Source organism: Pseudomonas sp. LARHCG127, assembly GCF_052871455.1.
In genome coordinates, this window is record NZ_JBIXJT010000001.1 from 460,907 (window position 1) to 473,971 (window position 13,065).

Sequence of the window (13,065 nt, forward strand, 5' to 3'; positions counted from 1 at the left end):
GTTGCTACTATCTCCAGTCGATGCATGGCTTGATTCGTCAGGGAGCGAAATATGAACGCAGAACAGCATGATCTGGGCGTGTCCCAGGTGGCCGCGGCCATCGCCGAGCCGGCCCGCACCCGAATGCTCTGTGCGCTGATGGACGGCCATGCCCGCACCAGTACCGAGTTGGCGAGCATCGCCGAGGTCAGCGCTTCAACCGCCAGCGCCCATCTGGCGAAACTCAAGCAGATGGCCCTGGTGCGCCTGCATGTCCAGGGGCGGCATCGTTATTACAGTTTGGCGGACCCGCGCGTAGCCCAGGCACTGGAGGCGCTGATGGTGATCGGCCAGAGCGCCGCGCCGACCTTCACGCCGCGCACGCCGGATCGCCTGCAATTTGCCCGCACCTGCTACGACCACATGGCCGGCACCTTGGCGGTGCGCCTGCACGATCGCATGTTCGAGATGGGGTGGTTGGTGGAGGTGGAGGGCGAGGGTTATCGGCTGAGTGAATCCGGCGAAGCGGTGTTCGACGGATTGGGTATCGATGTCCAGCGCCTGGCCACGCAACGCCGCCGATTCGCCTGCCCCTGCCTGGACTGGAGCATGCGCCGCCCGCACCTGGGGGGAGCCTTGGGCGCGGCGTTGCTGCAAGTGGCGATCAAGCGCAAATGGGTGACCCAGGATTTGGACAGCCGGGCGCTGGGGGTGACGGCCAGTGGTCGCAGGGAAATGGCGTCGCGGTTTGGGATCAATGCCGAAATCGACGCCAAACCCACTGTCGCTATCGCGAGCAAGCTCGCTCCCACTATGGATCTGCGCTGAACACAAGGCCCATGTCCACCCCAAATCCCCTGTGGGAGCGAGCTTGCTCGCGATAGCCATTCCAGCACCACCCTCGTCATCCAGCCATGTGCCTGCGCCGATATTCATCCGGCGTGGTGCCCATCATTTTGCGGAACATGCTGATGAATGCCGAGGCGCTGCTGTAGCCCAGGTCCAGGCCGATGGTTTCCACGCTCTGGCCGCGTTCGAGCAGGGCCAGGGCCTCGATGACTTTCAGGCGCTGGCGCCATTCCACCAAGGACATGCCCAGGTCCCGTTGGGCCCGGCGCATCAGTGTGCGCTCGGTGGTGTTGGCGGCGCGGGCCAGTTGCGGCAAGGAACGCGGGTCGCTGGGGTTCGCCTCCAGGGCCCGCAATACGGGCCCCAGCAGTGGATCATCCGAGAAAGGCAAGTAACTGCCGACATGGGGCGCCTGCGTCAGCTTGTCCACCAGCACCTGCAACAAGCGCTGCTGCTCGGGCGTCTGCGGTTGGCTCGGTGGGTCGCTGCGCAGTTCTTCCAGCAATGCGCGGATCAGCGGGCTCAAGGTCAGCGCGCAGGGTACGGCCGGCAGCGCACCGCAGAGTTCGGCCGCCAGGTACAACGAACAATGACAGGCCTCATGCCGATTGAAGCCCACGTGTTCCATGTCCGGCGGCAGCCAGATGCCGTACTGCGGTGGCGCCAGGTAATGGTGCTGGGCGATCTCGATTTCCATCACCCCACTGTAGGAATAGACGAACTCACCCCAGGCATGCCGGTGCCGCGGGTAAGTGGCGTGGGCCGGCATGCAGCCGATACGGAAGAAAATCGGCGAGGGCAGGGCCGCGTCGAACGGAGGGATCTTCAGGTGTTGGGCTGGAGGCTGCATATCGACCGCAATGGCGGATTACCGGGATGGCTTGTCGGGTAATCACTATATCCAGCAAAGGTGTCAGGCAGACAATCCTTTCATCTGTTATTTCTGCCCAAAGGACCTTTCCCATGACCACTCGCCGCGCCCTGGATGGCCAGGTCTGCGCCCTAATGACCGGCCTCTGTGCCATTTGGGGTTTCCAGCAAGTCGCGATCAAGGGCGGCGCCGCCGACATGGCGCCGATGCTGCAACTGGGCGTGCGCTCGGCCATCGCCGCGGTACTGGTCTGGCTGTTGGTGCTGGCCCGCGGTGAGCGTCTGTCCCTGACCGATGGCAGCTGGCGCCCCGGCCTGTTGGTGGGGTTGTTGTTTGCCTTGGAGTTCGTATTGGTGGGCGAAGGCCTGCGCCATACGACGGCTTCGCACATGGTGATTTTCCTCTACACCGCACCGATGTTCGCCGCCCTCGGCTTGCACTGGAAACTGCCGAGCGAGCGTCTCAAACCGGCGCAATGGTTGGGCATCGCCGTTGCATTCGGCGGGGTCGTGGTGGCCTTCAGTGGCGGCTCGGGCGCAGCGAACGGCAGCTCATTGCTTGGCGACGGCATGGGCTTGCTGGCGGGGGCGCTGTGGGGCGCAACCACGGTGACGGTTCGCTGTTCGCGGCTGACCGACGTGCCGGCCAGCCAGACGCTGCTGTATCAACTGGTGGGCGCCGGGGTGCTGTTGATCGGAGTGTCGACGGTGCTGGGGCAAACGACGATCAATCCCACGCCACAACTCATCGCCAGCATGGCGTTCCAGGTGTTGCTGGTGTCCTTCGCCAGTTTCCTGGTCTGGTTCTCCCTGCTACGCCGTTACCTGGCTTCGCAACTGGGGGTGCTGTCGTTCATGACGCCGCTGTACGGCGTCGGATTTGGCGTCTGGTTGCTGGATGAGCCGCTGGAGCCGAACTTTATCGTTGGCGCGGTGATGGTGCTCGGCGGGATCCTGCTGGTCAGTGGTTACGGATGGTTTCGCCAGCGTTGGGGACGATGGCCGGTTTTGCGGCGGGAGTAACTGAGCGAAGTGAAGTGTAAAAAAAGCCCACCCCTGCAAGAACAGGCGTGGGCTTTTTGTTACTGAACTGTCTCATCACTGAGTCAGATGTGGTCACTGTGGCGAGGGAGCTTGCTCCCGCTCGGTTGCGCAGCGACCGCAAGATTTTGGGGCTGCTGCGCAGCCCCGCGGGAGCAAGCTCCCTCGCCACAAAAGCGTTGGATCAGACCTTGACGATCCAACCCGCCGGCGCTTCCACGTCGCCGGTCTGCACGCCGGTCAGCTCTTTGTAGAGCTTCTGGGTGATCGGGCCGACTTCGGTTTCGCTGTGGAACACGTGCAGCTTGTCCTTGTAGCTGATGCCGCCAATCGGCGTGATCACCGCAGCGGTACCGCAGGCGCCGGCTTCCTTGAAGTCCGCCAGCTTGTCGATGAACACGTCGCCTTCGATCACTTCCAGGCCCAGGCGCGATTTGGCCAGTTCGATCAGTGACAGGCGGGTGATGCCCGGCAGGACCGAAGGGGAGTTGGGGGTGATGAATTTGTTGTCGTGGGTGATGCCGAAGAAGTTGGCCGAGCCGACTTCCTCGATTTTCGAGTGGGTCAGCGGATCCAGGTAGATGCAGTCGGCGAAACTGGCCTTCTTGGCCTGGGAGCCGGGCATCAGGCTGGCGGCGTAGTTGCCACCGACCTTGGCCGCACCGGTGCCTTGTGGGGCGGCACGGTCGAAGCTGGAGATCAGGAAGTTGTGCGGGGTCAGGCCGCCCTTGAAGTAGGCGCCGACCGGGATGCAGAAGATCGAGAAGATGAACTCGGGTGCGGTGCGCACGCCGATGTTGTCACCCACGCCGATCACGAACGGGCGCAGGTACAGCGCGCCGCCGGTGCCGTAAGGCGGGATGAAGCGCTCGTTGGCGCGGACCACTTGCTTGCAGGCTTCGACGAACTGCTCGGTGTCGACGTGCGGCATCAGCAGGCGGGCGCAGCTGCGTTGCATGCGGGCGGCGTTCTGGTCCGGGCGGAACAGGTTGATCGAACCGTCCTTGCAACGATAGGCCTTCAGGCCTTCGAAGCACTGCTGACCGTAGTGCAGGGCAGTGGAGCCCTCGCTGATGTGCAGCACGTTGTCTTCGGTCAGGGTGCCTGTGTCCCAGGCGCCATCGCGCCAGTGCGACAGGTAGCGCTTGTCGGTCTTGATGTAGTCAAAGCCCAGTTTGTCCCAATTGATGCTCTCGTTACCCATGACACCCTCTATTTCCTGACAACCGTCGAAACGGTTCAAGGCTTCTGACGTTTTGAATGGGGACAACAATACTTCATTCCGGGGGTGTTTCGCAGCCTGCGCGATAAGGAGCAGGAGATATTTGCTGACGACTCCCCGTGGCGAGGGAGCTTGCTCCCGCTCGGCTGCGAAGCAGTCGTAACCCGGTGAACGCGATGTGACTGGATAATCCCGTCGCTTGGATTAGGGCCGCTTCGCAGCCCAGCGGGAGCAAGCTCCCTCGCCACGGGTGCAGCGCAAGCCTACAGATGCAACGCATGCCCCAACGCCCGCAACGCCGCTTCCTGCACGGCCTCGCCCAGCGTTGGATGGGCATGGATGGTGCCGGCGATGTCCTCCAGGCGCGCACCCATTTCCAAGGATTGGCCGAATGCGGTGGACAGCTCCGACACGCCCACGCCAACCGCTTGCCAGCCGACGATCAGGTGATTGTCCCGGCGCGCCACGACGCGGACGAAACCGCTTTTCGATTCCAGGGTCATGGCCCGGCCGTTGGCGGCGAACGGGAAGCTCGACACGATGCAATCCAGGCCGGCAGCCTTGGCCTCGTCCGGCGTCTTGCCCACCACGACCAGTTCCGGGTCGGTGAAGCACACCGCCGCGATGGCCGTCGGGTTGAACTCCCGGTGCTGGCCGGCGATCAGCTCGGCGACCATCTCGCCTTGGGCCATGGCCCGGTGGGCGAGCATTGGTTCGCCGCTCAGGTCGCCGATGGCCCAGACATTGCGCATGCTGGTCTGGCAACGGCTGTCGACCTGCACCGCCGAACCGTTCATCGCCAGGTTCAGCGCTTCGAGGTTCCAGCCCTGGGTGTTGGGTTTGCGCCCAACCGCCACCAGCACCCGGTCGGTGTCCAGGTTCAACGTGTCGCCATTGGGATCACGCACTTGCAAGGTGCTGGCCTGGGCGTCGAAACCTTCGACGCTGTGCTTGAGGTACAGCTTCACGCCCAATTGCTTGAGCGCCTCGTGCACCGGTTGCGTCAGCTCGCCGTCGTAGGCCGGCAGGATGCGCTCCTGGGCCTCGACCACGCTGACCTCGGCGCCGAGCTTGCGATAGGCGATGCCCAGCTCCAGGCCGATGTAGCCACCGCCGACCACCACCAGGTGCTTGGGCACTGAGGTGGGGGCAAGGGCTTCGGTGGAGGAAATGATCGGCCCGCCCACGGGCAGCATCGGCAGGTTGACGCTTTTCGAGCCGGTGGCCAGCAGCAGATGTTCGCACTGGATGCGGGTATCACCGACCTCGACAGTCTTGCCATCGATGACCTTGGCCCAGCCGTGAATGACCTGGACCTTGTGCTTCTTCAGCAACGCGGCGACGCCGGTGGTCAGGCGATCGACGATACCGTCCTTCCATTCCACGCTCTTGCCGATGTCCAGCGATGGCGCCGAAACCGTGATGCCCAAGGCTGAGCCCTGGCTGTGATGCCGGGTCTGGTGGAACTGCTCGGCCACATGGATCAACGCCTTGGACGGGATGCAGCCGATATTCAGGCAGGTACCGCCCAGTGCCTGGCCTTCCACCAGGATCGTTTCGATGCCCAGTTGGCCGGCGCGGATTGCCGCTACGTAACCGCCCGGGCCGCCGCCGATGATCAGCAGCTTGGTGTTCAGAGTTTGCATGGCTTACTCCACAAATAAAGTGGCAGGTTGTTCGAGCAAGCCACGCAGGGCCTGGATGAATTGCGCCGCGTCCATGCCGTCCACCACCCGGTGATCGAAGGAACTGGAGAGGTTCATCATCTTGCGGATCACGATCTGGCCCTTGATCACCATCGGGCGCTCGACGATTTTGTTCACGCCGACAATCGCCACTTCCGGCAGGTTCAGCACCGGCGTGCTGACGATGCCGCCCAACGCGCCAAGGCTGGTCAGGGTGATGGTCGAGCCGGACAGTTCATCGCGACTGGCCTTGCCATTGCGGGCGGCCGTGGCCAGGCGCGAGATTTCCGTCGCGCTGTCCCACAGGCTGCGAGCTTCGGCGTGACGCACCACCGGCACCATCAGGCCGACGTCGCTCTGGGTGGCAACACCGACATGCACCGCACCGGAGCGATGGATGACCTGGGCCTCGTCGTCGTAGCGGGCGTTCATCTGCGGAAAATCCCGCAGGGCCACGACCAGGGCGCGGACCAGGAACGGCAGCAAGGTCAGCTTGCCGCGACTGGCGCCGTGTTTTTCATTCAGGTGAACCCGCAGCTCTTCCAATGCGGTGACGTCGATTTCCTCGACGTAGCTGAAGTGCGCGGCCCGTTGGGTCGCTTCCTGCATGCGCTGGGCGATCTTGCGGCGCATGCCGATCACCGGGATCTGCTGCTCGTCATGGCGCTCGGCATAACCCGAGCCGCCCTTGGCTTGTGGCGATGAGCCCTGGGCCAGATAGGCTTCCAAGTCTTCATGCAGGATTCGCCCGGCAGGGCCGCTGCCCTGGACCAGGCGCAACTGGATACCGAGGTCAAGCGCGTGCTTGCGCACGGCCGGCGAGGCCAATGGGCGCTCTTCAGGGTCGCGGGCCACCGGAGCTTGCGTGGCGCAGCGTGGCGCGGCGGTTTTTTCCAACACCGGTCCAGGCGTGGCCACTGGCGCTGGCTTTGGCGCCGGTACAGCCGCCGCTGCTGGAGCCGGTTGCGCCGATTCTTTCAAGTTACCCGCACCTTCGACTTCAATGCGGATCAGTTCGCTGCCCACCGCCATGACTTCACCGGGCTCGCCACCCAAGGCGATGACGCGGCCATGCACCGGCGAAGGGATGTCGACCATGGCCTTGTCGGTCATGACATCGGCCAGCACCTGGTCTTCGACCACCATGTCGCCGACCTTGACGTGCCACACCGACAGTTCAACTTCCGCGATGCCTTCGCCGATGTCCGGCATCTTGATAACGTGCGTGCCCATTCAGACCTCCATGACCCGTTTCAACGCCGCGCCCACACGGGACGGCCCAGGGAAATACGCCCATTCCTGCGCGTGCGGGTAGGGGGTGTCCCAACCGGTGACACGCTCGATGGGCGCTTCCAGGTGGTGGAAGCAATGTTCTTGCACCAACGACACCAGCTCGGCGCCGAAACCGCAGGTGCGGGTGGCTTCGTGGACCACCACGCAGCGGCCGGTTTTCTTCACCGACTTGACGATGGTCTCCAGGTCCAGCGGCCAGAGGCTGCGCAGGTCGATGACTTCGGCGTCAATGCCGGTCTCCTCGGCGGCGACCTGGGAAACGTAGACCGTGGTGCCGTAGGTGAGGATGGTCACGTCCTTGCCCGGACGGGTGATGGCGGCGACGTCCAGCGGCACGGTGTAGTAACCGTCCGGCACTTGTGCCTGCGGATGCTTGGACCATGGTGTTACCGGACGGTCGTGGTGGCCGTCGAACGGGCCGTTATACAGGCGCTTGGGTTCGAGGAAGATCACCGGGTCATCGTTTTCGATGGACGCGATCAACAGGCCCTTGGCGTCGTAGGGGTTGGACGGCATCACGGTGCGCAGGCCGCAGACCTGGGTGAACATCGCCTCGATGCTCTGGCTGTGGGTCTGGCCGCCATAGATGCCGCCGCCGCAAGGCATGCGCAGGGTCATCGGTGCGGTGAATTCGCCGGCCGAGCGATAGCGCAGGCGCGCCGCTTCGGAAATGATCTGGTCCGACGCCGGGTAGACGTAGTCGGCAAACTGGATTTCGGCCACCGGCCGCAGCCCATAGGCGCCCATGCCCACCGCCACGCCGACGATGCCGCTTTCGGAAATCGGTGCGTCGAATACCCGCGAAGTGCCGTACTTGTTCTGCAGGTCTTCGGTGCAGCGGAACACGCCGCCGAAGTAACCGACGTCCTGGCCGAACACCACGACGTTGTCGTCGCGCTCGAGCATCACGTCCATGGCCGAGCGCAGGGCCTGGATCATGGTCATGGTGGTAGTGGTCATGGCGGTGTCCAACGCAATATTGTTGTTGTGATCGTTCATGTCAGATCCCCAACTGCTGACGCTGGCGCTTCAAGTGCTCCGGCATCTCTTTGTAGACGTCTTCGAACATGGTCGCGGCGCTTGGAATCTGCCCGCCGGCGAGGGTGCCGTACTGCTCGGCTTCCTTCTGCGCGGCGATCACTTCGGCTTCGAGCTCGGCGGTGACGGCGGCATGTTCCTCTTCGGACCACTGGCCGATCTTCACCATGTGCTGCTTGAGGCGGGCAATCGGATCGCCCAGCGGGAAGTGGCTCCAATCGTCGGCGGGGCGGTACTTGGAGGGATCGTCGGAGGTGGAGTGCGGGCCGGCGCGGTAGGTGACCCATTCGATCAGCGCCGGGCCGAGGTTGCGGCGGGCGCGTTCGGCGGCCCAGCGCGAGGCGGCGTAGACCGCCATGAAATCGTTGCCATCGACACGCAGGGAGGCGATGCCGCAACCGACGCCGCGTCCGGCGAAAGTGGTGGCTTCACCGCCGGCAATGGCCTGGAAGGTGGAAATCGCCCACTGGTTGTTGACCACGTTGAGGATCACCGGCGCGCGGTAGACGTGGGCGAAGGTGAGGGCGGTGTGGAAGTCCGATTCGGCGGTGGCGCCGTCACCGATCCAGGCCGAGGCGATCTTGGTGTCGCCCTTGATCGCCGAGGCCATGCCCCAGCCCACGCCCTGGATGAATTGCGTGGCGAGGTTGCCGGAAATGGTGAAGAAACCGGCGTCCTTGACCGAGTACATGATCGGCAACTGCCGGCCCTTGAGGGGATCGCGCTCGTTGGACAGCAGTTGGCAGATCAGGTCCACCAGCGGCACTTCGCGAGCCATCAGGATGCTTTGCTGGCGGTAGGTGGGGAAGCACATGTCGTCGATGTTCAACGCCAGGGCCTGGGCGCTGCCGATGGCTTCTTCGCCAAGGCTCTGCATGTAGAACGACATCTTTTTCTGGCGCTGGGCGACCACCATGCGGTTGTCGTAGATGCGCGTCTTGAGCATGGCACGCATGCCTTTGCGCAGGATCTCGACGGGGATGTCCGCGGCCCAATCGCCCAGGGCATTGCCTTGGTCATCGAGCACGCGGATCAGGCTGCGGGCCAGGTCGGCGGTGTCGGCGGGTTCGACGTCGATGGGAGGTTTGCGCACCGTGCCGGCATCGGACAGATGCAGGTAGGAGAAGTCGGTCTTGCAGCCGGGACGGCCCGAGGGTTCGGGAACGTGCAGGCGTAGCGGTTCATACGCTGGGTTCATGGCTTTCTACGCTCGATCTTGTGAATTTCTTGTAGTGGGCGCGCTAGCTGACGAATTTCCCTGGGTAGGTGGGAAATTGTCCTACAACAATCATAGGCTCGACGAAGAAGAATATTTTTCTCTGTTCGCTTGCTGTTCAGATCATTTGCAGATAAAAAATCTGCACAACGATAAAAAACAGGACTATTTGTCTCATGCGTAAATTGGATCGCACCGACATCGGCATTCTGAACAGCCTTCAGGAAAACGCCCGCATCACCAACGCCGATCTCGCCCGCTCGGTCAACCTGTCCCCCACGCCGTGCTTCAATCGCGTGCGGGCCATGGAGGAACTGGGGGTGATCCGCGAGCAGGTCACGCTGCTGGATGCCGACTTGTTGGGGTTGCACGTCAACGTGTTTATCCATGTGAGCCTGGAGAAACAGGTGGAAGAGGCGCTGCAGCACTTTGAGGAAGCGATTTCCGACCGGCCGGAGGTGATGGAGTGCTACCTGATGGCCGGCGATCCGGATTACCTGATTCGCGTGCTGGTGCCGACGATCCAGTCGTTGGAGCGGTTCATGATGGACTTTTTGACCAAGGTCCCGGGCGTGGCGAACATCCGCTCCAGCTTTGCCCTCAAGCAGGTGCGCTACAAGACCGCGCTACCGTTGCCGGCCAATGGGTTGACCTTGGGTACCTGAACATCAAAGGATCGCAGCCTTCGGCAGCTCCTACAGGGGAGTTGTGGATTTCTGACGGCTCATTGTTGCCTGACCCACCGCCATCGCGAGCAAGCTCGCTCCCACATTGGATTTGTGGTGTTGCCGGGTACTGCGACCGCCGCCGATTCTTGTGGGAGCAAGCTCAGCTCCCACAGGGGATTGTGGCGTTGCCGGGTACTCAGACCGCCGCCAATCCCCTGTGGGAGCGAGCTTGAACTGCGATGGGGCCATCACCTCCAACATCAGCACAAGCAGACCCACCGCCGTGGCGAGGGAGCTGGCTCCCGCTGGGCCGGTCCGACGCCTCGGGCGCAGCAGCCCCAAGCGTCTAGAGCTGGTTGATCGGAATCTTCAGATAAGTCACGCCATTGCCCTCGGCCGGTGGCAGGTGTCCGGCGCGCACATTCACCTGGATCGCCGGCAGCAGCAGGGTTGGCATGCCCAGCGTCTTGTCGCGCTGGGTACGCATGGCCACGAACGCGGCTTCATCGATCCCATCGCGGACATGGATATTGTGCTGGCGCTGTTCACCCACGGTACTCACGCACTGGGGCTCGCGCTCCTCCGGTGGATAGTCATGACACACATACAGCCGCACGCCCGCAGGGAAGGCCAGCAGCTTGCGGATCGAGGCGTAAAGCTGATGGGCGTTGCCACCGGGAAAGTCGCAACGGGCGGTGCCGACGTCGGGCATGAACAGCGTGTCGCCCACCAATATCACGTCGCCATCGATCAGGTAGGCCATGTCCGCCGGGGTGTGGCCGGGCACATGCAGCGCGGTGGCCTTGAGGTTGCCGATCAGGAAGGATTCGTCGGCCGCGAACAGGTGGTCGAATTGCGAACCGTCGACGGCGAATTGCGGCTCCAGGTTGAACAGGGCCTTGAACACGTTCTGCACCTGGCCGATGGACTCGCCAATGGCAATCTTGCCGCCCAGTTCCCGACGCAGATAAGGCGCGGCGGACAGGTGATCGGCGTGGGCGTGGGTTTCCAGCAGCCATTGCACCGTCAACCGATGTTCGCGCACGAACGCGATCACCCGATTGGCCTGTTCGGTGCCGCTACGGCCCGAAGCCGGGTCATAGTCCAGCACCGGATCCACCACCGCGCAGTGCCCGCCGTCGTGTTCGTACACGACGTAAGTAAAGGTCTTGGAGGCGGGGTCGAGAAAACTTTGGATCTGCGCGGGCATGACAGCGGACCTGTGCGGGAAGAAGCGGTTGCTACGCTTGAGGTTTACAACTTATGGTCCGCAGCTTAGTGAGGGCCAAGGCGTCCTGCAAATGCGATCGCACCTGCCAACAGGTGTGCGCGGCTTGAGAGAACCTGAATGTTACTGGCAAGTTTTTTTGGTGTGGTCATGGGCCTGGTCCTTGGCCTGACGGGCGCGGGCGGCGGCATCCTGGCGGTGCCAGCATTGGTGTTGGGACTGGGTTGGAGCATGACCCAGGCCGCGCCGGTGGCGCTGTTCGCGGTGGGCAGCGCGGCGGCGGTGGGGGCCATCGATGGGCTGCGCCATGGGCTGGTGCGCTATCGAGCGGCATTGCTGATTGCGCTGCTGGGCGCGGTGTTCTCGCCGCTGGGTATCTACCTTGCCCACCAGCTTTCGGAAAAAATCCTGATGATCCTGTTCAGCCTGTTGATGGTGCTGGTGGCGGCGCGCATGTTGCGCCGGGAAACGCCGCAAGCGGGGCCCAGCGATCACGGTGCCGCCATTTGGGGCCAGAAGAATTGCATGCTCGACCGCCAGACCGGGCGCCTGGCCTGGACCGCCCGCTGCACCGCTACGCTGTCGGCATTGGGGGCAGTGACAGGCATGGTCTCGGGGTTGCTGGGCGTGGGCGGCGGCTTCCTGATCGTGCCGGCGTTCAAGCAACTGACTGACGTGCAGATGCGCGGGATCGTCGCGACGTCCTTGATGGTCATCAGCCTGATTTCGCTGATTGGCGTGGTGGGCGCGTTTCATGCCGGCGTGAGCATCGACCGGGTCGGTGCGGTGTTCATTGCGGCGAGTATTGCTGGGATGGTGCTCGGGCGGCGATGGTCGGCCCAGGTCCCGGCCCGGGCGTTGCAGGTGGGGTTTGCCGGGGTGTGCCTGACGGTGGCGGTGTTCATGCTGGTGCGGGCTTAGCGACGACGAATCAGGATTGCACATTGCCTTTGTGGCGAGGGAGCTTGCTCCCGTTGGACTGCGAAGCAGGCCCATACGGTCTTGACCCACGGCGGCTGCTTCGCAGCCGAGCGGGAGCAAGCTCCCTCGCCACAGGGGGCGATGTGATCCGCCTGACCACGGGGAACGCGTGATGTTTACAACGCTCGGCACTGCATCGAAAACCCCAACGCCACCGATTGCCCTTGCTCAAGCAAACGCAACCCTGGCCGTCCTGGCAGGTGATGGGCATTGACCGGATGACTGACCGGTTCGATGCAGAAGAAATCCAAACCGACTGGGCAGTACAGCAGGAAATAATCGCTGCCGCTGGCACGGCATTCCAGTTCATAACCCAGGTCCGGTTGTTGGATCAGGCACTGCCCATCCCAGCCACCGAAGCCGTTGTCGACAAGGGTGTCCGGCAGTAACCGGGACTGCTGGAAATCCCACTCCGAGGGAACGCCCCTCAGTTCCGTTGGCAGTTTCGCGGCGTCGCACATCCACACTTCGCTGGCACCGGTTTGCAGGCGAGTACCGGTTGTGCGCGGGAAATACGGATGCAAACCCAGCCCGTGCCAGGCGGCCTGTTCGGCCATATGTGTCACATGCAACGCCATTTGCAACTGGCCGCCACTCAAGCGGATCCGCAGGCTGGCGCAATAGGCAAATGGGGTTTGGCTGTCGAGTTGCAACAAGGCTTCCTGGGCGCTGTGCTCAGTCACTTGCCACGGTTGCTGCCAGGCACTGCCATGGATCGGAAACGGATCGTTGGGGCTGTTGGCTTCCAGGGCGAGCCAGCCGCCGGGGCAATCGAAACCGCCTTGGGCGATCCGGTTCGACCACGGGATCAACGGGAAGCAGCCGAGTTTGCCTGGCATGCCGTTTTCCAGTGCGTGCGGCGCGGGCGGGCGTAGCAGGGGAGCGCCGGTGCTGCGCAATGTCCATTCAACGAGGCTGGCGCCCAGGTGCGGGGCCAGGGTCAGGCGGGTCAGTTCGTCTTCGAGGTAGAGAAGGGGCTGCGTCATGGTGGCCTT

Annotated in this window: 12 protein-coding genes; 4 read left to right on the forward strand and 8 right to left on the reverse strand. The window is 63.3% G+C overall.

Translation table 11 applies throughout. The annotated features are described in order from the left end of the window. Positions 1 to 51: 51 nt before the first annotated feature. Positions 52 to 807, forward strand: coding sequence for an ArsR/SmtB family transcription factor (locus ACIPQ1_RS02125; protein WP_446533486.1), 756 nt, complete (start codon positions 52 to 54; stop codon positions 805 to 807). Between the two features lie 76 nt (positions 808 to 883). On the opposite strand, the gene ACIPQ1_RS02130 is transcribed toward ACIPQ1_RS02125, so the two are convergent. Continuing rightward, positions 884 to 1,678 (reverse strand): helix-turn-helix domain-containing protein, encoded by a 795-nt coding sequence (locus ACIPQ1_RS02130; protein WP_446533487.1) that lies wholly within the window; start codon positions 1,676 to 1,678, stop codon positions 884 to 886. A 113-nt stretch (positions 1,679 to 1,791) separates the two neighbouring features. Between ACIPQ1_RS02130 and ACIPQ1_RS02135 the strand changes: the two genes are divergently transcribed. Further along, positions 1,792 to 2,721 (forward strand): DMT family transporter, encoded by a 930-nt coding sequence (locus ACIPQ1_RS02135; protein WP_446533488.1) that lies wholly within the window; start codon positions 1,792 to 1,794, stop codon positions 2,719 to 2,721. A gap of 202 nt (positions 2,722 to 2,923) precedes the next feature. On the opposite strand, the gene ACIPQ1_RS02140 is transcribed toward ACIPQ1_RS02135, so the two are convergent. The 5 genes from ACIPQ1_RS02140 to ACIPQ1_RS02160 form a co-directional block, all read right to left on the reverse strand. After that, positions 2,924 to 3,943 carry a branched-chain amino acid aminotransferase gene (locus ACIPQ1_RS02140; RefSeq protein ID WP_186706271.1) on the reverse strand — a complete coding sequence of 340 codons (1,020 nt, stop codon included), beginning with the start codon at positions 3,941 to 3,943 and terminating at the stop codon, positions 2,924 to 2,926. 281 nt (positions 3,944 to 4,224) lie between these two features. Further along, positions 4,225 to 5,607 carry a dihydrolipoyl dehydrogenase gene (gene lpdA / locus ACIPQ1_RS02145; RefSeq protein WP_446533489.1) on the reverse strand — a complete coding sequence of 461 codons (1,383 nt, stop codon included), beginning with the start codon at positions 5,605 to 5,607 and terminating at the stop codon, positions 4,225 to 4,227. A gap of 3 nt (positions 5,608 to 5,610) precedes the next feature. Continuing rightward, positions 5,611 to 6,879 (reverse strand): dihydrolipoamide acetyltransferase family protein, encoded by a 1,269-nt coding sequence (locus ACIPQ1_RS02150; protein ID WP_446533490.1) that lies wholly within the window; start codon positions 6,877 to 6,879, stop codon positions 5,611 to 5,613. Further along, positions 6,880 to 7,938, reverse strand: a complete 1,059-nt coding sequence (locus tag ACIPQ1_RS02155) for an alpha-ketoacid dehydrogenase subunit beta (protein WP_446533491.1) — start codon at positions 7,936 to 7,938, stop codon at positions 6,880 to 6,882. Between the two features lies 1 nt (position 7,939). Beyond that, positions 7,940 to 9,175: a 3-methyl-2-oxobutanoate dehydrogenase (2-methylpropanoyl-transferring) subunit alpha gene (locus ACIPQ1_RS02160; protein ID WP_030141238.1), complete on the reverse strand. Its 1,236-nt coding sequence runs from the start codon at positions 9,173 to 9,175 to the stop codon at positions 7,940 to 7,942. A gap of 194 nt (positions 9,176 to 9,369) precedes the next feature. Here ACIPQ1_RS02160 and bkdR point away from each other — a divergent pair, with 194 nt between their 5' ends. Beyond that, positions 9,370 to 9,858 carry a Bkd operon transcriptional regulator BkdR gene (gene bkdR / locus ACIPQ1_RS02165; protein WP_003202929.1) on the forward strand — a complete coding sequence of 163 codons (489 nt, stop codon included), beginning with the start codon at positions 9,370 to 9,372 and terminating at the stop codon, positions 9,856 to 9,858. Positions 9,859 to 10,207: 349 nt separating this feature from the next. Here bkdR and ACIPQ1_RS02170 read toward each other — a convergent pair whose 3' ends face one another. Continuing rightward, positions 10,208 to 11,071, reverse strand: coding sequence for an MBL fold metallo-hydrolase (locus ACIPQ1_RS02170; protein WP_446533492.1), 864 nt, complete (start codon positions 11,069 to 11,071; stop codon positions 10,208 to 10,210). A 138-nt stretch (positions 11,072 to 11,209) separates the two neighbouring features. On the opposite strand from ACIPQ1_RS02170, the gene ACIPQ1_RS02175 reads away from it, so the two are divergent. Continuing rightward, on the forward strand, positions 11,210 to 12,010 hold the full coding sequence (locus ACIPQ1_RS02175) for a sulfite exporter TauE/SafE family protein (RefSeq protein WP_446533493.1): 801 nt from the start codon (positions 11,210 to 11,212) through the stop codon (positions 12,008 to 12,010). A gap of 176 nt (positions 12,011 to 12,186) precedes the next feature. Here the strand turns inward: ACIPQ1_RS02175 and ACIPQ1_RS02180 are convergent, their stop codons facing one another. Then, positions 12,187 to 13,056, reverse strand: coding sequence for an aldose 1-epimerase (locus ACIPQ1_RS02180; RefSeq protein WP_446533494.1), 870 nt, complete (start codon positions 13,054 to 13,056; stop codon positions 12,187 to 12,189). Between the last annotated feature and the right edge of the window lie 9 nt (positions 13,057 to 13,065).

Coding starts and splice junctions, on each gene's coding strand:
- ACIPQ1_RS02125 (WP_446533486.1), top strand. CDS start 52: ATGAACGCAGAACAGCATGATCTGGGCGTGTCCCAGGTGGCCGCGGCC.
- ACIPQ1_RS02155 (WP_446533491.1), bottom strand. CDS start 7,938: ATGAACGATCACAACAACAATATTGCGTTGGACACCGCCATGACCACT.
- ACIPQ1_RS02175 (WP_446533493.1), top strand. CDS start 11,210: ATGTTACTGGCAAGTTTTTTTGGTGTGGTCATGGGCCTGGTCCTTGGC.
- ACIPQ1_RS02140 (WP_186706271.1), bottom strand. CDS start 3,943: ATGGGTAACGAGAGCATCAATTGGGACAAACTGGGCTTTGACTACATC.
- ACIPQ1_RS02180 (WP_446533494.1), bottom strand. CDS start 13,056: ATGACGCAGCCCCTTCTCTACCTCGAAGACGAACTGACCCGCCTGACC.
- lpdA (WP_446533489.1), bottom strand. CDS start 5,607: ATGCAAACTCTGAACACCAAGCTGCTGATCATCGGCGGCGGCCCGGGC.
- ACIPQ1_RS02135 (WP_446533488.1), top strand. CDS start 1,792: ATGACCACTCGCCGCGCCCTGGATGGCCAGGTCTGCGCCCTAATGACC.
- ACIPQ1_RS02160 (WP_030141238.1), bottom strand. CDS start 9,175: ATGAACCCAGCGTATGAACCGCTACGCCTGCACGTTCCCGAACCCTCG.
- ACIPQ1_RS02130 (WP_446533487.1), bottom strand. CDS start 1,678: ATGCAGCCTCCAGCCCAACACCTGAAGATCCCTCCGTTCGACGCGGCC.
- bkdR (WP_003202929.1), top strand. CDS start 9,370: ATGCGTAAATTGGATCGCACCGACATCGGCATTCTGAACAGCCTTCAG.
- ACIPQ1_RS02150 (WP_446533490.1), bottom strand. CDS start 6,879: ATGGGCACGCACGTTATCAAGATGCCGGACATCGGCGAAGGCATCGCG.
- ACIPQ1_RS02170 (WP_446533492.1), bottom strand. CDS start 11,071: ATGCCCGCGCAGATCCAAAGTTTTCTCGACCCCGCCTCCAAGACCTTT.